This is a genomic window from Parabacteroides sp. AM08-6, assembly GCF_003473295.1.
Classification (GTDB): domain Bacteria; phylum Bacteroidota; class Bacteroidia; order Bacteroidales; family Tannerellaceae; genus Parabacteroides.
Map to the genome: position 1 here is coordinate 15750 of NZ_QRMP01000031.1, position 20690 is coordinate 36439.

Here is a 20690-nt window from a genome sequence, read left to right on the forward strand (position 1 = left end):
CTCAACGATAATCGTTAACATACAGCGTGTCGAGTGCCACCGGCATGGCATTGTAGTGCCATCCTAATGGCACAAGAGTGCCACTACTATGGCACTGCAGTGTCACCCGTATGGCACTGGGTGAAATAAACAACCGGAATCAATCAGGAACCAACGTTATGGATATTAGGAGACTATAGAAATCTATTTTCTGTTGCTGTTGAATGAACCGGGATATTAAAAAGTCTCAGTCGTGTTACAGTGGTATAAAAGAAAATAGCTGCAATCTTTCGAATTACAGCTATTAATTGTTTTGTTTGTAGTGCGTCCGGGGGTCGAACCCGAGTTTCCGCCGTGAGAGGGCGGCGTCCTGGACCACTAGACGAATGCACCGGTTTTGTCAATCTTTGTGTTTGACGTTGCGAAAGTAGTAATTATTTTATTTCGCTGTTCTTTTATGCGGAAATTTTTTGGAAGAAATTTTCGATAGCTGTCATAATGCAAGCTAAATGGCTTCTGCAGCACTAAAAGGCGTTAAAAGTGATAGCAAATTCGTTTATATTTCATTGGCGTTCCTGTTTATTTATTCTACCTTTGCCACTTGTTGTTGAACAATATACTTATTGAACAATTACTAATACCAGTATTAAAATAACTAATATTATGGCAGAACTAAAAGAAAAACTTTTCTCAGAATTCGCTCCGGTATCTACTGAAGAGTGGATGGCGAAGATTACGGCAGACCTGAAAGGGGTTCCGTTTGAGAAAAAGCTTGTCTGGAAGACAGGCGAAGGATTTAATGTAAATCCTTTCTATCGTGCAGAGGACATCGAAGGATTGAAGACGACCGAGTCTCTCCCCGGTGAATTCCCTTATGTTCGCGGAACAAAAAAGGACAACGATTGGAAGGTACGCCAGAACATCGAAGTGACTTGTTTTAAAGGAGCCAATGAAAAGGCTAAAGACCTGTTGACGAAAGGGGTTACTTCTCTCGGTTTTATAATCAAAGGTGATGAAGTCGATGCGGAAAACATCGCTGCTTTGTTGGACGGTATTTGTCCGGCTGCTGTTGAACTGAACTTCAACACTTGCAATTGTAAAGCTGAAAAATTGATTGGCATTCTGGCTGATAATTACAAGGCGAAAGGAGTAGACCTGAGTAAATGCTTTGGTTCTGTAAATTTTGACCCGTTCAAGAAACCTTTGGTAAAAGGCAAGGAAAACGAAAACTGGGTAGAAACTGCTGCGGCTGTGCTCAAAGCCGGCAGAGCATTGCCCCGTTACAAAGTGTTGGCGGTTAATGCGTTTTATTTCAACAATGCAGGTGCTTATATTTCTCAGGAACTGGGGTATGCACTGACATGGGGGAACGAATTGATGGCTAAATTGACTGAAGCCGGTTTCGAAGCCGATGAAGTTGCCAAGAAGATTAAATTCAACATGGGTATCAGCTCCAACTACTTCATGGAAATAGCCAAGTTCCGTGCCGCACGCTGGTTGTGGGCCGAAATCGTAGCGGCTTATAATCCGGTTTGCCACTGTCCGACAGAATGCCCGAACAAGGCTGCGAACGGTATGTGCCGTTGCGCTTGCAAGATGCATGTACATGCACAGACTTCAGAATGGAACATGACACTTTACGATGCTCACGTAAACTTGCTCCGTTCACAAACTGAAGCTATGTCGGCCGCCTTAGCCGGTGTAGACTCTATAACAGTCCGTCCATTCGACAAAATATATCAGACTCCGGACGACTTTTCCGAACGTATCGCACGTAACCAACAGTTATTGTTGAAAGAAGAATGCCATTTGGACAAAGTGGTAGACCCTTCTGCCGGTTCTTATTATGTGGAAGTTTTGACCAACTCGTTGGCTGATGTTGCTTGGAAACTCTTCCTGGAAGTAGAAGACAAGGGCGGTTTCGGTAAGTTGGCCAATACAGGTGAAATCCAAAATGCAGTCAATGCCTCCAATGAGGCTCGCAAGAAGGCGGTTGCTACTCGCCGTGAAGTATTGCTGGGTTCTAACCAGTTCCCGAATTTCAACGAAGTGGCTGCCGGAAAGATTAAGGAAACAGCATCTTGTTGTTGTGGCGGCGGTCGTTGTGGTGAAGCCACTATTCCGTCTCTCGACTTCTCTCGCGGTGCTTCCCAGTTTGAAGCTTTGCGTCTGGCAACAGAAAAGAGCGGTAAGACTCCGAAGGTATTCATGCTTACAATCGGAAACTTGGCTATGCGTTTGGCTCGTTCGCAGTTCTCAAGCAACTTCTTTGCTTGTGCCGGATATAAAGTCATTGACAACTTAGGTTTCGATACAGTAGAAGCAGGTGTGGAAGCTGCTGTTAAGGCTGGTGCCGAAATCGTAGTTCTTTGCTCAAGCGACGATGAATATGCGGAATTAGCTCCTGCTGCTTACAAAGCTTTGGCCGGAAGAGCCGAATTTGTTGTAGCCGGTATGCCTGCTTGTATGGACGACCTGAAAGCTATAGGTATCGAGCAATATATAAATGTAAAGAGCAATGTGCTTGAAACATTGAAAGCTTTCAACGTAAAATTAGGTATTTAATAATCAGTAGTGGGTAGCTAGTTGGTAGTAACCGGATAATATGAAAGATTATTCTCTTCTGCCAACTATCAATTGCCAACTACTAACTCCATAATAATTATGAGACCAAATTTTAAAAACATAGATATAAAGAATGCCGGTTTTGCAGCTACCAATGCTGCCGAATGGGCAAAAGCCAATGGCATCGAAGCCAATTGGAAAACCCCCGAGCATATCGAGGTGAAACCTGTATATACAAAAGAGGATTTGGAAGACATGGAGCATTTGAATTATGCCTCCGGTTTGCCTCCTTATCTGCGTGGCCCGTATAGCGGTATGTATGCGATGCGTCCCTGGACGATTCGTCAGTATGCCGGCTTCTCTACAGCAGAAGAGTCCAACGCCTTTTATCGTCGTAACCTGGCTTCCGGCCAGAAAGGGTTGTCTGTGGCATTCGACCTTCCGACACACCGTGGATATGATGCCGACAACGAACGTGTAGTCGGCGATGTTGGTAAGGCAGGCGTATCCATCTGCTCTTTGGAAAACATGAAAGTTCTGTTCGACGGCATTCCATTGAACAAGATGTCTGTTTCCATGACAATGAATGGAGCCGTTCTTCCCGTATTGGCATTTTATATCAATGCAGGGCTGGAACAAGGCGCTAAGTTGGAAGAAATGGCCGGTACAATCCAGAATGATATCCTGAAAGAGTTCATGGTGCGTAATACCTATATCTATCCGCCCGAATTCTCCATGAAGATTATCGCTGATATCTTTGAATATACTTCACAGAAGATGCCGAAGTTCAACTCTATTTCTATCTCCGGTTATCACATGCAGGAAGCCGGCGCAACTGCAGATATAGAGATGGCTTACACCTTGTGCGACGGTATGGAATACCTCCGCGCCGGAGTAAATGCAGGTATTGATGTAGATGCTTTCGCTCCGCGTCTGTCATTCTTCTGGGCTATCGGTGTGAATCACTTCATGGAAATTGCTAAGATGCGTGCTGCCCGTATGCTGTGGGCTAAGATTGTAAAGAGCTTCGGAGCCAAGAATCCGAAATCTTTGGCTTTGCGTACTCACTGTCAGACTTCCGGTTGGTCATTGACGGAACAAGACCCGTTCAACAATGTAGGTCGTACTTGTATCGAAGCGATGGCAGCGGCTTTGGGACATACTCAGTCCCTGCATACCAACGCATTGGACGAAGCTATCGCGTTGCCGACGGACTTCTCGGCCCGTATTGCCCGTAACACCCAGATTTATATCCAGGAAGAAACAAAGATTTGTAAGGAAATCGACCCGTGGGCCGGTTCTTATTACGTGGAAACTTTGACAAACGAACTGGTACATAAAGGCTGGGCGTTAATTCAGGAAATCGAAAGCATGGGCGGTATGGCGAAAGCTATCGAGACAGGCCTGCCGAAGATGCGTATCGAAGAAGCGGCTGCCCGTACGCAGGCTCGTATCGACTCCGGTGTCCAAACTATCGTAGGCGTAAACAAATATCGTCTGCCGAAGGAAGATCCGATTGATATTCTTGAAATCGATAATACAGCCGTACGTAACGAACAGATTGAATTGCTGAAGAAATTACGCGCAAACCGTGATGAGGCAGCAGTTCAGAAAGCGCTGGCCGATATTACCGAATGTGTGAAGACAAAGAAAGGCAATCTGCTTGAACTGGCTGTTAAGGCTGCCGGTTTGCGTGCGTCATTGGGCGAAATTTCCGATGCTTGCGAAGTGGTTGTCGGTCGTTATAAAGCAATTATCAGAACTATATCAGGCGTGTATTCATCAGAAACAAAGAAAGATGCAGACTTTGTAAGAGCTTGTGAGCTTACAGAACAGTTTGCGAAGAAAGAAGGTCGTCAGCCACGTATTATGATTGCAAAGATGGGGCAGGACGGGCACGACCGTGGTGCTAAGGTTGTTGCTACAGGCTATGCCGACTGCGGTTTCGACGTAGATATGGGACCTTTGTTCCAGACTCCGGCCGAGGCTGCCCGTCAAGCTGTGGAAAACGACGTTCATGTAATGGGTGTTTCTTCACTGGCTGCCGGACATAAGACTCTGGTTCCGCAGGTAATCGAGGAACTGAAGAAATTGGGCCGTCCCGACATTATTGTGATTGCCGGAGGCGTAATTCCTGCACAGGACTATGACTTCCTGTATAAAGCAGGTGTGGCTGCTATCTTCGGTCCGGGTACTTCCGTTGCTAAGGCTGCTTGCCAGATATTGGAAATACTGTTAGGCGAATAATAAAAGACGTAAGGCTTTTTGAATAAAAGCGTAAGTCTTTTTTGATAAAACCGCGCAGTTTCCGGAGGGAGGTTGCGCGGTTGTTTTATAAATTAAATAGATGTACAATGAATTCGAGGTTTGTTCTTGGGTGTAAAGCTGTTAGTATTCTGTCTGGAATGCTGGCTTGTCTGTTATTTGTGTCTTCCTGTAAGGATAGTGATGAACCTGACGTATTAAAGGATGATGTGAATACTTGGATTTATAAAACTATGACAGATTATTATCTGTGGTATGATGAAATCCCGGCAAAAAACAAACTCGATTTCAATCAATCTCCGGAAGATTTCTTTAATTCGCTTTTATATTTGGAAGAGGATGGAGCAGTTATATATGGTCAAAACTATGTGTTTTCTCGAATAGAGAAGAAAAAAGGAACAGCCAAAAGTATTGACACTTCTGATTCTTATGGGTTCGATTTTGCCCTGTATTCTCTCCAGGATGCTTCTTACTTTTATGCAAGAGTGATAGCTGTTTATCCTAATTCTCCTGCATCGGAAGCGGGTTTGCAACGGGGCGACTGGATTTTGGGTGTGAATAGCCTGAATAATATCACAACAGCGAAGGCTTTATATGCAGGAGGAAAAACAACCTTCCTGATAGGTGAATATGATATGGAAAGGGAGCGGCTCGTTTTTTCCAAGGAATTGCCGATTGGTTCGTCCCGGGCAGTGGAAGATACTCCTTTCTTGAAAGATACGGTTTTGCATATAGGAGAGAAAAATATAGGATACCTGATGTACAACACTTTCTCGTCAGGTCCGACCGACAATGATAATACATACGATGATCGGTTGAAACAAATTTTCTCCAGCTTCAAATCCCGGAATGTGAATGAATTTGTGCTCGACTTGCGCTATAATGGCGGAGGATTGGTATCTTGTGCACAATTGTTGACTTCGTTGTTGGTGCCGGCAAGTGATTTAGGCAAAACGTTTTGCCTTATGGAGTATAATGATAAAAAGAAAGAACTTAATCAAAGCTTATTGTTGAAGAAAAACAGTGAGATGTCTAATGCCAACCTGAACCTGAAGCGGGTTTATGTATTAGTGGGAGAAGCAACGGCTTCAGCTTCGGAAGCGGTGATTAACTGTCTGAAACCTTATGCGGAAAGTGTTACGCTCATCGGAGAGAAGACCGTGGGAAAACGTGTAGGTTCCATTATATTCGGGGAAAGGGAAGACTATGATTATTTGCTTCATCCGATTGTTCTCCGTATCTACAACGGAAAGCATGAAGCTGATTATGCAAACGGATTTACACCGGATATCTATGCCGATGAACTGTATTCGCATGAAAAACTATATCCGTTCGGTGACGCGAGGGAAACGTTATTTGGTATAGCTCTTGCGCAGATAACCGGACAAACGTTCCGGGCTGCTTCTACATCTGCATCTGCGAAAAGCATGGATGCCAATGTCACTTTCCCGACACTGGAAAGGAGAAGAGTAAAGGGACTTATTTGGGATGTTGAGAAATAATCTGATTTTTGAGAGACAATAAAGATGAAAATGATAGATTGCTTTATTCCGTTTATATCGGAGGAACAGGTTGAACAAACCTTATTGTCATTGAGAAACTGTAATCAGATAAATAAAATATATTTACTGGCCAAAGAGCCTTATAAGGAAACTCTTGCGGATTGTGAAATATTACCGGTCGGTTCGTTGGACAGTTCCGTCACCATACGTACGATAGTCGTTCATTCTCAGGCGCCTTATACCTTGGTATATCGGAAACATACGCCTTTGGATTTAGGATTGTTTGCTTTGGAACGTATGTTGGCTATTGCCGGCGATACGAATGCCGGAATGCTTTATGCCGACCATTACCAGATAGAAGGCGACCGGTACAAACCCTGTCCGCTGATAGATTATCAGCAAGGAAGTCTGCGTAATGATTTTGATTTCGGTTCTTTGCTGTTGTTCAATACATTTACCTTGAAACAGGTGATGGCAGACATGAAGAGAACATATCTTTCTGCCGGTTTCTACGATTTAAGGCTTCGTCTTTCGGAATGCTCAAAACTTGTTCATGTCAATGAGTATCTGTATTCGGAGGTCGAATTGGATAATCGGAGCAGCGGGGAGAAGTTGTTCGATTATGTCGATCCCCGAAATCGCAATGTGCAGATAGAGATGGAAGCTGCCTGTACGGATTACCTGAAACGGGTAGGAGCTTACTTGCCCCCGGTGTTTGAACCGATAACTTTTGATAAAGGAGACTTTAAAATAGAAGCATCTGTAATTATACCGGTGCGCAACCGTATCCGGACAATTGGCGATGCAATTCAATCTGTTTTAATGCAACAGACTGATTTTTCTTTCAATGTGATAGTGGTAGACAATCATTCTACAGATGGTACGACGGAGGCTATTGCCCGGTTTGCATCCGACAAGCGGGTACTGCATTTAATTCCCGAACGGAAAGATTTAGGTATCGGCGGTTGTTGGAACGTAGGGGTACATCATCCGGAATGTGGTAAGTTTGTTGTCCAGTTGGATAGCGATGATGTGTATAGCGGACCCGATACGCTTCGAAAAATAATCAATGCTTTTTATGAACAAAACTGCGCAATGGTGGTCGGTACCTACCGAATGACTGATTTTACGATGAATGAGATTCCTCCCGGTATTATAGACCATAAAGAATGGACACCGGAAAACGGCCGGAATAATGCTCTTCGTATCAACGGACTTGGAGCGCCAAGAGCTTTCTATACCCCCATACTCCGGAGTATTAATTTGCCGAATACCAGTTATGGGGAGGATTATGCGCTGGGATTACGCATTTCGCGTATTTGGCAGATTGGCCGTATTTATGACGTGCTTTATCTGTGCCGGCGTTGGGAAGATAATTCGGACGCGGCTCTCGATGTTGTCAAAATGAATGCGCATAACACATATAAGGACCGTATCCGAACCTGGGAACTTCAGGCGCGGATAGCGTTGAATACTCATTCGTCCAACTGATATACAACAAATGGGTCGTCATGGTAGAAAGTTGGAAGGGCTATCTGATTCGTCTTCTCGTCTATAACGCAGCAGACGCAGAAGTCATTCAATTTATACCGTTTGATGGGATTTCCGTTCCAGTCGTATTTCTCCAAATACATGTATCTGTTGCCTTTTTGGATTTCTGCGGCTACCACATAGGGAGTACGGCCTGAATATGTGATGTAGACATAATCGCGGGTTGGCAACACTTGCATGTAATAAGATACATTTGAATCTAATCCGTTCGCAATATTAAGCGTCTGTTCGTCGAACCCGGATTGCTCAAAGTTTAGGATACGGACTGTTTTTGCTTCCAAATCCATGAATTTGACAAACTTTGCATATTTATAAGCGTAGACCATTCTGTTGCGTAAAGGGTTGACATTTAGCGTCCCTTGAGTCGGCATCTTTTTGGCTTGTTCCAGCCTTAAGCTGTGGATTTTTTCCGTTTGTACAGAGTCTCCTTCCAATGATGCCCGGACGATGCTGCCTCCCATTCTGTAAACTAATGCCTTGTCACTTATGGAATAAGCATGTTCGATATAGTCCCACTGCGATTTAGAATTAAAAATTGTTTTTATGAAATGCTTTTCCAGATTACAATTCAATCCGTAAATTTTACCGTTGTAACCGTCTAACAGGTAACACAGATAAGCCGGGTCGAGTGATTGTACAACAATCGGATTCTGAAATTCATCAGGTCCGTTTCCCCGTATTCCAATGGTCTTGACATAAGTGAATTGAGGGAAGTGAAAGACATAAAATGGAGCATTCATACTACTCAGAATCAGTAAACTGTCCTTTATAACCATCTTTGGTTCAATCAGTTTAAAGACGAATGTGTCCGGTTCTTCAATATGCGTACCGGTCAGTTCCACGTCTTCACCGAAAATGTTTTTTCCTTTCAGGTAAACTTCTCCGGCTTCTAAAGGAGGAAGTTCCGCGATGGCTTCTACCGGAATAGTATCGGGTTCCTGTATGATGTCTGCACTTGGTTCGACAGATGCATTCTTTTTTCCTTTACAGGCAACTACTAGTACGAGCAATGTCAGAGGCAAATAAAAGAATAGGTGTTTCATCGTGGTATGGGATTTTTATGAATATCCAAAGATAATAGTTTTTTCGTTATTTTTGTAAAAAGACAATCAAAGTCTATATCTTTGACGAATAAATTATGAGTGATTTAACACAACAAATAGCAACTCTGTTTCTTGCTCAAAAGCAGGATTGGAAATTGGCACGGGACAACTATGCCGCGTTGGCAAATGTACAAACCCGTTATTTTAAAGAAGACGGCAAGAATACGGTTTTGCAATTCAATCCCGAACGTATCCGTTCTTCCGCTGCTAAAATAGACAATGCTTCCCTGAATGCACGTCCCTGTTTTTTTTGTCATCGTCCGGAGGAGCAAAAGAGCATTTTGTACAATGATACTTTTGAAATCCTGTTAAATCCTTATCCAATCTTCCAAAATCATCTGACAATTCCCTTACGCCGGCATGAGAAGCAACAAATCGGACCTTATTATAAGGAAATGCTGGACTTGGCGTCAGACCTTTCCGGTTATGCCATTTTTTATAACGGACCTAAATGTGGGGCTTCGGCTCCCGACCACATGCATTTTCAGGCCGGCAATGTATTAGCTTTTCCATTAGTGAGAAATTCGAGAGAAGCATCGAAAGCCCTTGTCTGGCAAGGGAAACATTCTGCGCTTTCTGTTTTATCCGGTGATTCTCCGGTGGTCTTGCAGTTTGTCTCCACCGATAAAGGAGAAGTTGCTTCCGCTTTTGAAAAAGTGTACAATCTGATGCCTGTGAAACCTGGCGAATACGAACCGATGATGAATATCCTGACCTGGATGGAGGGAAAGACGTGGGTGAGCTGTATTTTTCCTCGTAAAGAATTGCGTCCTTCCTGCTATTATGCAGAGGGAGAAGCCAATATCCTGATAAGTCCGGCTACTGTTGAAATGTCGGGCTTGTTTGTTGTTCCGTTGGAGAAAGATTTTGAGAAAGTGACGTATGTGGATTTAAAGAAGATATGGAAGGAGGTAAGCATTGCCGAAACAGAAAAGAATGAAATAATCCTGAAAATAAAAGAAAAGATATGACACCACGTAACCCTTTGAACGGCAAGCCGTCCACATCATCCCCCTGGTTTTGGGTTCCTTCTTTGTATTTTGCAGAGGGAATACCGTATGTGGCGGTAATGATTGTCTCGGTTTTGATGTATAAGCGTTTAGGCATTTCTAATACAGATATTGCCCTTTATACGAGTTGGTTGAATCTACCTTGGGTAATCAAACCGTTCTGGAGTCCGTTTATCGATTTGCTGAAGACGAAACGTTGGTGGGTGGTGACCATGCAGTTGTTGATTGGTGCCGGTCTTGCCGGGATAGCTTTTACGATTCCGACTACATTCTTTTTCCAAGCCTCATTGGCTGTGTTTTGGCTGTTAGCCTTTAGTTCGGCTACTCATGATATTGCTGCGGATGGTTTCTATATGTTAGCACTCGACTCGCACGAGCAAGCTTTTTTTGTGGGTATCCGTAGCACGTTTTACCGGATTGCAATTATTGCCGGTCAAGGATTGTTAGTCATGTTTGCTGGTTTTATGGAAAATCGTACAGGCGATATTCCATTAGCTTGGTCTATTACATTTTTCATTCTGGCAGGATTGTTTCTGGCTTTGTTTCTGTATCACCGCTACATATTGCCTGTTCCTAAAGAAGATAAGTCGTCGGCTACGATAACACCTGCTACTATATTGAAGGAGTTTTTCGGGACATTCGTCTCTTTCTTCAAAAAGAAGCAAGCGTTGGTGGCTATTTTGTTTATGCTATTATATCGTTTCCCTGAAGCCCAATTGGCCAAGCTCGTTACCCCTTTTTTGATTGATCCCCGTGAGGTAGGGGGCTTAGGTTTGAGTACAACTGAAATCGGTTTTGTATATGGCACAATCGGTACAATCGGCCTGACGTTGGGCGGTATCTTAGGAGGAATAGCTGCTTCCCGCGGAGGTTTGAAGAAATGGATATGGCCGATGGCACTGGCTATTTCTTTGCCGGATGCCGTTTTTATCTATTTGAGTACGTTTTTACCGGATAGTTTGTTGATTGTCAATATCTGTGTTTTCATCGAACAGTTTGGCTATGGTTTCGGCTTCACGGCCTATATGCTTTATTTAATCTATTATTCGGATGGAGAACATAAAACGGCCCATTATGCTATTTGTACGGCTTTTATGGCTTTGGGCTTGATGCTTCCCGGCATGATGGCAGGATGGCTACAGGAGTATTTGGGGTATGTGAATTTCTTCTGGTGGGTGATGGGCTGCTGCCTTGTTACTTTATTGGTTACCGCTTGCTTGGATATAAATCCGGAGTTTGGAAAAAAGAACGGGAAAAGTATCGGTTAAAAATTGCCGGAGATACACTGGCATATTAAAAATATTCCTATATTTGTGGCATGCATTGTTCCTGCTCCGCTTTCCGTGGAAAAGGATTAAAAGGGAATCGGGTGAAAATCCCGGACAGTCCCGCTGCTGTAAGCTTCAATAACGGATTGGACAAATCTTTTGCCACTGACATAAAGGTCGGGAAGGCGTTCATTCCGGAAGCAAGTCAGAAGACCTGCAACGCATATTATTTCGACGGCTTCGAGGAAAGGCCGGAAGAAGAACATATCAATTGTCTTCATCCTTCTTTTTATTCCCTTTCCCGGAGTCATATACTTTTTGTTTTTAATTATTCTGCCATAATAATTAGGAAAAGAGGCATGAATCGCTATACGGGATGAGCTCCGTCGGTGGTTCATGCTTTCCTTTTTTACCGGGTCTTGCACTCCGGACAGCGAACAGTATAAAAGCAATATTTGTTTATTACTGGAAAAGTGCGTTTATTTGTATTGGTATTAACTAAAGGTATAAGAATATGAAAAAGATTGTTGGTGTTATATTAGTGGCGTTGATGACTTTAGTCGCTATTCCGTCTTCGGCCCAGCTCCGGTTGGGTGTGAAGGGTGGTTTGAATGTATCGTCCGTTCATTTCAATAAGGATTTGGTAAATTCGGACAATGTCACAGGTTTTAATATCGGTCCGATGCTGGAAGGGACAATTCCTTTACTCGGAGTCGGTTTTGATGCCGCTATCCTGTATTCGCAGAAAGGTCTCGGTCTGAAAGCTGAAAAGGATGTAAAGAATGATTATATTGATGTTCCGGTTAACTTGAAATGGAAATTCGGTTTGCCTATCCTTAAATGTTATCTGACAGCCGGTCCGTATGTCGGTTTCCGGGTAGGAGGCGATAAATTCTGGGATATACCGGGCGAGGTCGGACATCAACTGAAAGCTAAAAGTTTTAATGCCGGTCTGAATTTCGGTGCCGGTGTCGAATTGATTAAGCATTTGCAGGTCGGTTTTAATTACGCTTTGGGATTGACGGATGATTACAGTTTGTCGGATATCGATTTGAGCGGTAAAAACCGGGGATGGTCGGTTACGGCAGCCATCCTTTTCTGATGCGAACAAATAATCAGGAATTAAGTCTCCTGTTCAGAAGAAAGCAAGTCTGAATAGGTGATGATTTAAAGCAATCCATACCACTTGTTCTCTTGTTGACCAGGGTCAGCAAACTTTGCGAGCTTGGTCGGGAAGGTTAACGACCTCGGTCGACAAGCATACTGAGCCGGGAGCAAAGGAGAGTAAGTGGCATCTAAAGGTATAATATGTACTATGAAATATAATAGTTCCCTATTATATTCATGATGGAATAAAGTTTTGTCAGGGTGCAAGCTAAATGATATGAAGGATACCTTCAGGGGGAAGGCTTAGTGTAATTGGCAGATTTATAAAGGGTTATTTGCTGCTTGAAGGATGAAGGATGATATTGGACTAAAACGTAGGAAGAGACAAATAGAATGGTGGCTAAAATAGAAATCGAATGAAATACGCAGATGTTATACTCCCGTTGCCGTTGGAGAATAGCTATACCTATAGCATTCCTTCTGATTTGGAGGCTGCCGTAATACCCGGTTGCCGGGTGATTGTCCATTTCGGTAAAAAGCGTTATTACACGGCTATCGTGATGGATGTCCACGAGCGTGAGCCGGATACCCGGTTTGAGACGAAAGAGATTTACGCATTGCTGGATGCCACCCCGGTATTGCGTCGTCCTCAATTGCGCTTCTGGCAATGGATTGCTTCCTATTATCTTTGTAAACTGGGAGATGTCTATAAAGCTGCTTTGCCTTCCGGACTGAAACTGGAAAGTGAAACTGCTGTTACGTATAACGAGGATTTTGTTGCCGACAGCCGTTTGCGACCCAATGAACAGGCTGTATTGGATGCTTTCAAGGGTGTATTGAAACTAACTGTTTCCGAGTTGGAGAAAAAGACCGGGTTGAGAAATGTTGTTCCTGTTGTCGCTTCTCTGATGGCACGTGGAGCCGTAGGGGTGAGCGAGGAAATGAAGCGGGGATTTGCCCCGAAGATGCAAACCTTTATCCGGTTGACGGAAGCTTACCGGGAAGAAGAAAAGTTGCAAGCTGTTTTCTCCGAATTCAAGCGGGCGAAGAAGCAGGAACGCCTCCTGGTTTGTTTTCTGGACCTGAGCCATGCGCTTAATCCTGCCTTGACGCAAGAGGTCTCTAAAAAAGAATTGCTCGAACGCAGCGATTGTTCTTCAGCTATTCTGGAAGGATTGTTGAAACGGGGTATCTTGGAAAGTTACGAAAAAGAGGTGGGCCGTCTGCAAGTCCCGGTTTGCCGGCTACAGTCTCCGAGCCCGTTAAGTGAGGCGCAAGAAAAGGCATATAGTGAGATACACGAAACTTTTAAGGCGAAAGAGGTTTGCCTGTTGCATGGCGTCACCTCCAGCGGTAAGACGGAGGTGTATATCCGTCTGATAGATGAGGTATTGAAAATGGGGCGTCAGGTATTGTTCCTGCTTCCCGAAATAGCGATAACTACCCAGATTACGGAACGGCTGGCCAAAGTTTTCGGTGACCGGCTGCTTGTCTACCATTCCAAATTTTCCGATAATGAACGGGTAGAGGTATGGAACCGCCTTTTACATAGCAACGGACCTTTGCTGATACTGGGTGTCCGCTCCTCCCTTTTTCTTCCTTTTAAGGATTTGGGATTGATTATAGTGGATGAAGAGCATGAGAACACTTATAAGCAACAAGACCCTGCTCCGCGATACCATGCCCGGAATGCCGCAATAGTTTTGGCCAATATGCACGGGGCTAAAACATTGTTAGGGTCGGCTACCCCCTCTATTGATTCTTATTTTAATGCGACAACGGGCAAATATGGTCTGGTTGAGTTGAATACGCGTTATGGCGACTGCCTGATGCCGGAGATTATTCCGGTGGATGTGAAGGAATTGAGGCGTAAGAAGATAATGAAAGATACGCTTTTCTCCCCGTTGTTGGTCGAAAAAGTCAGGGATGCCTTGGCTAAAGGGGAACAGGCTATCTTATTTCAGAACCGTCGTGGGTTTGCTCCGATGATTGAATGCCGGAGTTGTGGTTGGGTTCCCCATTGTGCCAATTGTGATGTCAGTTTGACTTATCATAAGTTTCGGAATGAGCTGGTTTGTCATTATTGCGGTTATAAAATACAACTTCCCTGCCAATGTCCGGAATGTCAGAGTACGGAACTTCGTATGATGGGGTTCGGAACGGAAAAAGTGGAGGAGGAGATTGCCGGGTATTTCCCTGAAGTAAAAGTAGACCGTCTGGATTTTGACACAGCGCGTACACGTACGGCTTACGAACGTATTATTGCGGATTTTGAAAAAGGAAAGACGCGAATCCTGATTGGTACGCAGATGCTTTCGAAAGGATTGGATTTCGGAAATGTAAGTGTCGTCGGTATCCTGAATGCGGACAGCCTGATGAACTTTCCGGATTTCCGGGCACACGAACGGGCGTATCAGTTGATGGTGCAGGTGAGTGGTCGTGCCGGTCGTCGTGACAAACGCGGGCTGGTTATTTTGCAAACCAATCAGCCGGAACATCCTTTGATACAAATGGTTCAGCATTTTGCCTATAAAGAAATGGTCCGTTTGCAGTTGAGTGAACGGAGCGTATTCCGTTATCCGCCTTACTACCGGTTGATTGTCATTATATTGCGTAGCCGGAATGAAGAAGTTTTGCAAGAACTGTCCACATTGTATGCCGACAATTTGCGTATGCGGCTGGGTGAACGGGTACTGGGACCGGTTACTCCCCCTGTTACTTATGTGCAGGCTTTACATATCAAAAAGATTGTTTTGAAGATAGAGATAGCTGCTGCCATCGCTCCGGTACGTGAAATATTGGAAGCGGTTCATACGGAAATGCTGCGTTATTTGCCATTTAAGCAGTTGATAGTTCACTATGATGTGGACCCGGCTTAGGCATTTAAAGATAGAAATGAACATGGAAAAGAAAGAATATAAAATATTATTTGTATGCCTCGGGAATATATGTCGTTCTCCTTCCGCCGAGGCTGTGATGAAAAAGCTGGTAAAGGATGCGGGTTTAGAGAAACGAATAAAGATTGACTCTGCCGGAATTATCGGTTATCATGAGGGAGAACTTGCCGACTCCCGGATGCGTGCCCACGCTGCCCGCCGGGGATATAAACTGGATTCCATTTCCCGTCCTGTCCGTACAGACGATTTTTTTGATTTCGACCTGATTATCGGGATGGATAACCGAAATATTGATGACCTCAAAAGAAAGGCGCCCGACCTCGAGTCCGTCGGTAAAATCCATCAAATGACCGAATATTCCCGAAACAAACTCTACGACTATGTGCCCGACCCTTATTATAGCGGAGCCGAAGGATTCGAACTGGTCCTGGATTTGCTGGAAGATGCCTGCGCCGGACTATTGGAGCAGATTATTTCTTCAAATCCGGATAACTGATGCGTGTATGGTACATGATTTTCAATTTCTCCACGAACACGTTTTTAACTGTCTCCACATCCTTAAATGTCAACGGAGCATTTTTCATTAAACCGTCCGCTATCTGGCCATCGATGATTTTGTCTACCAACTGACGGATATTCTCTTCCGTGTGCTCTTTCAGGCTGCGGGAAGCGGCTTCTACGGAATCGGCCATCATCAGGATGGCTGTTTCTTTCGTGAAGGGGTTCGGGCCGGGATAGGTAAAAGTCTCTTCATCTATTTCGCGGTCCGGATACTGGTTTTTGAAAGAGTTATAGAAGTATTTGGCTTTCCCTCGTCCGTGATGGGTGCGGATAAAGTTGATGATTGCATTGGGCAACATGGCCTTTTCCGCAATCTTCACCCCGTCATTTACATGCTCGATGATAATTTTGGCACTCTGGTCGTAGCTCAATTGGCTGTGCGGATTGACACTGCCTTGATTTTCCGTGAAGAAAGCCGGATTGGCCATTTTCCCGATATCATGATACATGGCGCCTGTCCGTACCAACTGGGCGTCGGCTCCGATACTGGCGGCAGCTTCCGACGCGAGGATAGAAACCTGCAGGGAATGCTGGAAAGTACCGGGGGAGGTTTCCGACAACTTTTTCAATATCGGCGTATTGATATTCGACAGTTCCACAAGCGTGATACTGGATACATAGCCGAATGTTTTTTCCAGCATGTAAACCAATATATAAGTAAACATCAACAAGATGAAGTTAATGCCGAAATAAAGCATCATCATCCAGTTAATCTTCTTGAAGTCCGCTTCCTGATAGATGGACAAGCTTATGTAGCATAAGGTGTACGAGACAAAAATAAAGAAAGCGCACCGGATAAGTTGCGAACGTTCGTATAGCTCTCTCAAACTGAACGTTACCACCATTCCCGCGATAATTTGCAACAGCAGGAATTCATGTGGGAACGGAACCATCAATGAACAAATCAGTACAATGATAAGGTGTGTGAATAAGGCGGTTCGTGAGTCGAAAAACGTACGTACCACAATCGGCACAATCGCAAACGGCAGTATATAAACGTTAAACAGTCCGTATGTCACGCATAGCTCCGTCATTATACAGCTCACGAATACACATAAGATAAGGAAAAGCGCATTTCGCCTGTTGTGTAGTATTTTGATACGGAACGACCACAGGTAAAGCCAAAAGCAGAAAATGATACCGAAAACCAAGACAAACTGTCCTCCCAGGATAATACTTTGCCGTTGTGTTCCTCCTGATTTTGCTTCATGCACGATTTTGAGGGAGCGCAATACGTTGAAAGTCTGATTGTCGATAATCTCCCCCCTGTCTACAATCCGCTCTCCTGCCTGTACCATGCCGTTGGCCAATGGTATGCTATTCAGAATGTCATTCCTGACTTTGTCGGACATATCCTTATCGTATGTCACGTTTTCGGTCAGGTAATTATTTATGTCGCACGATTGCAATACGGATTTATCCAGGTACGACGGACAATTGTTGATAATGAACTCATAAGCCGTCTTAATCGTGAAAAAGTCGTTACTGAAATGTTGCTGCGCCACATTGTTCTTCAATAAGTTGATACGCGGGAAGTCTCCTTTCTTCAGTTCGTCCATGTCCTGAGTGGAAATGATACCGCTTCTATAAAGCTTTTGCAAGCTGTTTTCGATATATTGCATGTGGGCCGGATTCGCACGATCTTTCAGCGTATTGCGGTAATCCTCGCGTAACTTGTCTATCTGTGCCGCTTCGACAGTAGCGTCAAAGCGGTAATATGGTTCGAATTTCTTCAGGGCGCTGTCTTTTTCGGTTTGGACTTCCGCATCGGTTTTATAGATGGGAAAATCGCTTGGAGCCGTAAGTAATCCGTAACGCCAAGGTTTCCCTTCATAAAACTGGTAACGGAATTTTCCCTCGCGTGGAAAGAAGTAGGCAATCAGCAAAGCTGCCGCGATAAAAAATACGCTGGGATGTATACTATAGTTCTTTACTTTCATAACTTTCTCATTTAAGGGCGAAATGTACGTAAAAAAGTTTAGTAAGAGAAAAAAAAGGGCTAATTTTGCCCGCATTATTATAGAATGGAAAGAATTATGACGCAAAGGAAAGTAAGAGTCCGTTTTGCTCCGAGTCCTACAGGGGCTTTGCATATCGGAGGTGTTCGTACAGCTTTATACAATTATTTGTTTGCCAAACAACAAGGTGGAGACATGATTCTCCGTATTGAAGATACCGATTCACAGCGTTTTGTGCCGGGAGCGGAAGCTTATATTATCGAGGCCCTTACCTGGTTGGGCATCAAATTCGACGAAGGAGTTGGTTTCGGAGGAGATTACGGTCCCTACCGCCAGAGCGAACGCCGGGAAATATATAAAAAATATGTCGACCAGCTTTTGGATGCCGGTTATGCTTATATCGCTTTCGATACACCTGAGGAACTGGAAGCCAAACGCAAGGAAATTCCCAATTTCCAATACGATGCTTCTACCCGTATGCAGATGCGTAACTCGCTAACTCTTCCGGTTGAGGAGGTAAAAGCTCTGATTGATGCCGGCAAGCAATATGTTGTCCGGGTAAAGATTGAGCCGGACGAGGATATTCATGTAAATGACCTTATCCGTGGCGAAGTCGTCATCAACTCTTCTATCCTCGATGATAAAGTATTATACAAGTCGGCCGACCAGTTACCTACTTACCATTTGGCTAATATCGTGGACGACCATCTGATGGAAGTTACGCATGTGATTCGTGGTGAAGAATGGTTGCCGAGTGCCCCGTTGCATGTCCTTCTGTACCGTTATTTCGGTTGGACCGATACGATGCCGCATTTTGCTCATCTGGCTTTGTTGTTGAAACCGGAAGGAAACGGCAAACTCAGCAAACGTGACGGCGACCGTTTGGGCTTCCCTGTGTTCCCTCTCGAATGGCACGACCCCAAAAGCGGAGAAATCTCTTCCGGCTATCGGGAGAGTGGTTATCTGCCGGAGGCCGTCGTCAATTTCCTGGCCCTGTTAGGTTGGAATCCCGGTAACGACCAGGAGGTGATGAGCATGGACGAACTTATTCGTTCTTTCGACCTGGGCCGTTGCAGTAAAAGCGGAGCCAAGTTCGATTATGAAAAAGGTAAATGGTTTAATCACCATTATATCCAGATGATGGACAATAAAGAAGCGGCCGCCCTTTTTATGCCGATACTCGAAAGCCACGGGGTGAAAGCTGAACCGGCTTATGTGGAGAAAGTAGTCGGCATGATGAAGGACCGTGTCTCTTTCATTAAAGAATTGTGGGATGTATGCGCCTTCTTCTTTGTCGCTCCGACCGAGTATGACGAAAAGACGCGTAAGAAACGTTGGAAAGAAGACAGTGCTGTCCAGCTTACCGAACTTATCGAAGTGCTTCGCGAACGTGAACCGTTCGATATTGAAGGAACGGAAGAGGAGGTTAAAGCTTGGATTGAAAGTAAAGGTTATCACTTGGGAAACATCATGAATGCGACTCGGCTGGCTTTAGTCGGTGAAGGAAAAGGACCTCATATTTTCGATATTACCGAAGCTCTCGGTAAAGAAGAGTCCATCCGTCGTATCCAGCGAGCTATCGAAATATTAAAATAATTGGAAGTTGAGAATTGGAATTGAAAGTCGGCTATCAGCCACCTTTCTTTTTCAATTCTCTGCTTTTTATTTCTCAATCAATCCGTTATGTACAGTTTACTCATACATTTCTACGCTTTTATCGTCGCAATCATTTCCCCTTTCCACAAGAAGGCCCGTATGATGCGCCTCGGACAATGGAAAACCAATTCGATTCTCCGGGAAAAGATAGACCGGAAGGCCCGCTATATCTGGTTTCACGCTTCCTCTTTAGGTGAATTCGAACAAGGGCGTCCGATGATAGAAAAGATAAAGGCGGAACATCCGGAATATAAAATATTACTTACGTTTTTTTCCCCTTCCGGTTATGAAGTGCGTAAGAATTATAACGGAGCAGACGTTATCTGTTATCTGCCTTTCGACACTCCTTACCGGGTGAAGAAGTTTCTGAACTTGGCTAATCCGGCTATTGCCGTATTCATTAAATATGAGTTTTGGGGAAACTATCTGCACGAACTGAAAAAGAGAGGAACGCCGGTCTATATTATTTCCGCCATTTTCCGTCCCGACCAACTGTTTTTCCAGTGGTTCGGATACCCTTACCGGAAGATGCTTTATTGTTTTAATCATCTTTTTGTGCAAGACCAGCGTTCAGCAAGTTTATTGGCCGAATATGGCATAACCGATGTGACGGTTGTCGGCGATACCCGCTTCGACCGGGTGCTCGATGTCCGGAATTTGGCTCGCGAATTGCCACCGGTGGAACGTTTTGTGACAGAGGAAGACGGTAGCCGCCGGCTTACCCTGATTGCCGGAAGTTCCTGGCCGCAGGATGAAGCAATCCTGATACCCTATTTTAACGAACATCCGGAGATGAAACTGATTATTGCACCTCACGAGATACACCGTGAACATCTGATGTATATCGAGTCGTTGTTGAAACGTCCGTCCGTCCGCCTTTCCGAAGTGATTCAGGATAAGAGCCTGATGGCAGGAAAAGACTGTCTGATTGTGGATAGTTTCGGTCTGCTTTCCTCTATTTACCGTTATGGTACGATTGCTTATATAGGCGGAGGTTTTGGAGCCGGTATTCATAATACATTGGAAGCGGCTGTTTACGGTATCCCTGTCCTGTTCGGTCCCCGTTATCAGAAGTTTAAGGAGGCCCGCGACCTGATAGCCGTAGGCGGCGGTTTTTCCGTTTCCGACAAACAAGCCTTTTTTAATAAGATGGACGAACTGCTGACTTATCATGAAGTGCTCGAGGCTTCCGGCGAAAGTGCCGGAAACTTTGTTAGCGGGAATACCGGTGCTACGGAAAAGATACTGAAAGAATTTCCATTATAATC

Annotated in this window: 13 protein-coding genes, 1 tRNA gene and 1 riboswitch; of the genes, 11 read left to right on the plus strand and 3 right to left on the minus strand. The window is 44.5% G+C overall.

Annotated features, from left to right (window positions below):
• Positions 1 to 299: 299 nt before the first annotated feature.
• A tRNA-Glu gene (locus DW103_RS15105) sits at positions 300 to 372 on the minus strand.
• Positions 373 to 642: 270 nt separating this feature from the next.
• Between DW103_RS15105 and mutA the strand changes: the two genes are divergently transcribed.
• The 4 genes from mutA (at position 643) to DW103_RS15125 (ending at position 7802) form a co-directional block, all read left to right on the plus strand.
• Positions 643 to 2544: a methylmalonyl-CoA mutase small subunit gene (gene mutA / locus DW103_RS15110; RefSeq protein ID WP_122277614.1), complete on the plus strand. Its 1902-nt coding sequence runs from the start codon at positions 643 to 645 to the stop codon at positions 2542 to 2544.
• Positions 2545 to 2643: 99 nt separating this feature from the next.
• Positions 2644 to 4791: a methylmalonyl-CoA mutase gene (gene scpA, locus DW103_RS15115; protein WP_122277616.1), complete on the plus strand. Its 2148-nt coding sequence runs from the start codon at positions 2644 to 2646 to the stop codon at positions 4789 to 4791.
• Between the two features lie 107 nt (positions 4792 to 4898).
• On the plus strand, positions 4899 to 6311 hold the full coding sequence (locus tag DW103_RS15120) for a S41 family peptidase (protein WP_122277618.1): 1413 nt from the start codon (positions 4899 to 4901) through the stop codon (positions 6309 to 6311).
• Positions 6312 to 6335: 24 nt separating this feature from the next.
• The gene (locus DW103_RS15125; RefSeq protein WP_122277620.1) at positions 6336 to 7802 is read left to right on the plus strand and encodes a glycosyltransferase family A protein; all 1467 of its coding nucleotides are present in this window, start codon (positions 6336 to 6338) and stop codon (positions 7800 to 7802) included.
• Here the strand turns inward: DW103_RS15125 and DW103_RS15130 are convergent.
• Complete coding sequence (locus DW103_RS15130; RefSeq protein WP_122277622.1) at positions 7787 to 8905, minus strand: BF3164 family lipoprotein; 1119 nt, start codon at positions 8903 to 8905, stop codon at positions 7787 to 7789. The two genes, DW103_RS15125 and DW103_RS15130, sit on opposite strands and share 16 nt — an antisense overlap.
• A 95-nt stretch (positions 8906 to 9000) precedes the next feature.
• Between DW103_RS15130 and DW103_RS15135 the strand changes: the two genes are divergently transcribed.
• The 5 genes from DW103_RS15135 to DW103_RS15155 all read left to right on the plus strand — a co-directional run bounded on the left by DW103_RS15135 (position 9001) and on the right by DW103_RS15155 (position 15743).
• On the plus strand, positions 9001 to 9936 hold the full coding sequence (locus DW103_RS15135) for a DUF4922 domain-containing protein (protein WP_122277624.1): 936 nt from the start codon (positions 9001 to 9003) through the stop codon (positions 9934 to 9936).
• The gene (locus DW103_RS15140; RefSeq protein WP_122277626.1) at positions 9933 to 11243 is read left to right on the plus strand and encodes an MFS transporter; all 1311 of its coding nucleotides are present in this window, start codon (positions 9933 to 9935) and stop codon (positions 11241 to 11243) included. The genes DW103_RS15135 and DW103_RS15140 overlap by 4 nt, the downstream gene beginning before the upstream one ends.
• 38 nt (positions 11244 to 11281) lie before the next feature.
• A riboswitch (cobalamin riboswitch) is annotated at positions 11282 to 11480 on the plus strand.
• Positions 11481 to 11757: 277 nt separating this feature from the next.
• Entirely contained in the window at positions 11758 to 12345 is a 588-nt protein-coding gene (locus tag DW103_RS15145; RefSeq protein ID WP_122277628.1) for a porin family protein, read from the plus strand.
• Between the two features lie 421 nt (positions 12346 to 12766).
• Complete coding sequence (priA, locus tag DW103_RS15150; RefSeq protein WP_122277630.1) at positions 12767 to 15229, plus strand: primosomal protein N'; 2463 nt, start codon at positions 12767 to 12769, stop codon at positions 15227 to 15229.
• Positions 15230 to 15251: 22 nt separating this feature from the next.
• Positions 15252 to 15743 carry a low molecular weight protein-tyrosine-phosphatase gene (locus DW103_RS15155; RefSeq protein WP_122277665.1) on the plus strand — a complete coding sequence of 164 codons (492 nt, stop codon included), beginning with the start codon at positions 15252 to 15254 and terminating at the stop codon, positions 15741 to 15743.
• Here the strand turns inward: DW103_RS15155 and DW103_RS15160 are convergent.
• Positions 15718 to 17748, minus strand: a complete 2031-nt coding sequence (locus DW103_RS15160) for an HD family phosphohydrolase (RefSeq protein ID WP_122277632.1) — start codon at positions 17746 to 17748, stop codon at positions 15718 to 15720. The two genes, DW103_RS15155 and DW103_RS15160, sit on opposite strands and share 26 nt — an antisense overlap.
• A 96-nt stretch (positions 17749 to 17844) precedes the next feature.
• Here DW103_RS15160 and gltX point away from each other — a divergent pair, with 96 nt between their 5' ends.
• Together gltX and DW103_RS15170 are read left to right on the plus strand one after the other, a co-directional pair.
• The gene (gene gltX / locus DW103_RS15165; protein ID WP_122277667.1) at positions 17845 to 19362 is read left to right on the plus strand and encodes a glutamate--tRNA ligase; all 1518 of its coding nucleotides are present in this window, start codon (positions 17845 to 17847) and stop codon (positions 19360 to 19362) included.
• An 87-nt stretch (positions 19363 to 19449) separates the two neighbouring features.
• Complete coding sequence (locus DW103_RS15170) at positions 19450 to 20688, plus strand: 3-deoxy-D-manno-octulosonic acid transferase (RefSeq protein ID WP_122277634.1); 1239 nt, start codon at positions 19450 to 19452, stop codon at positions 20686 to 20688.
• Positions 20689 to 20690 lie beyond the last annotated feature (2 nt).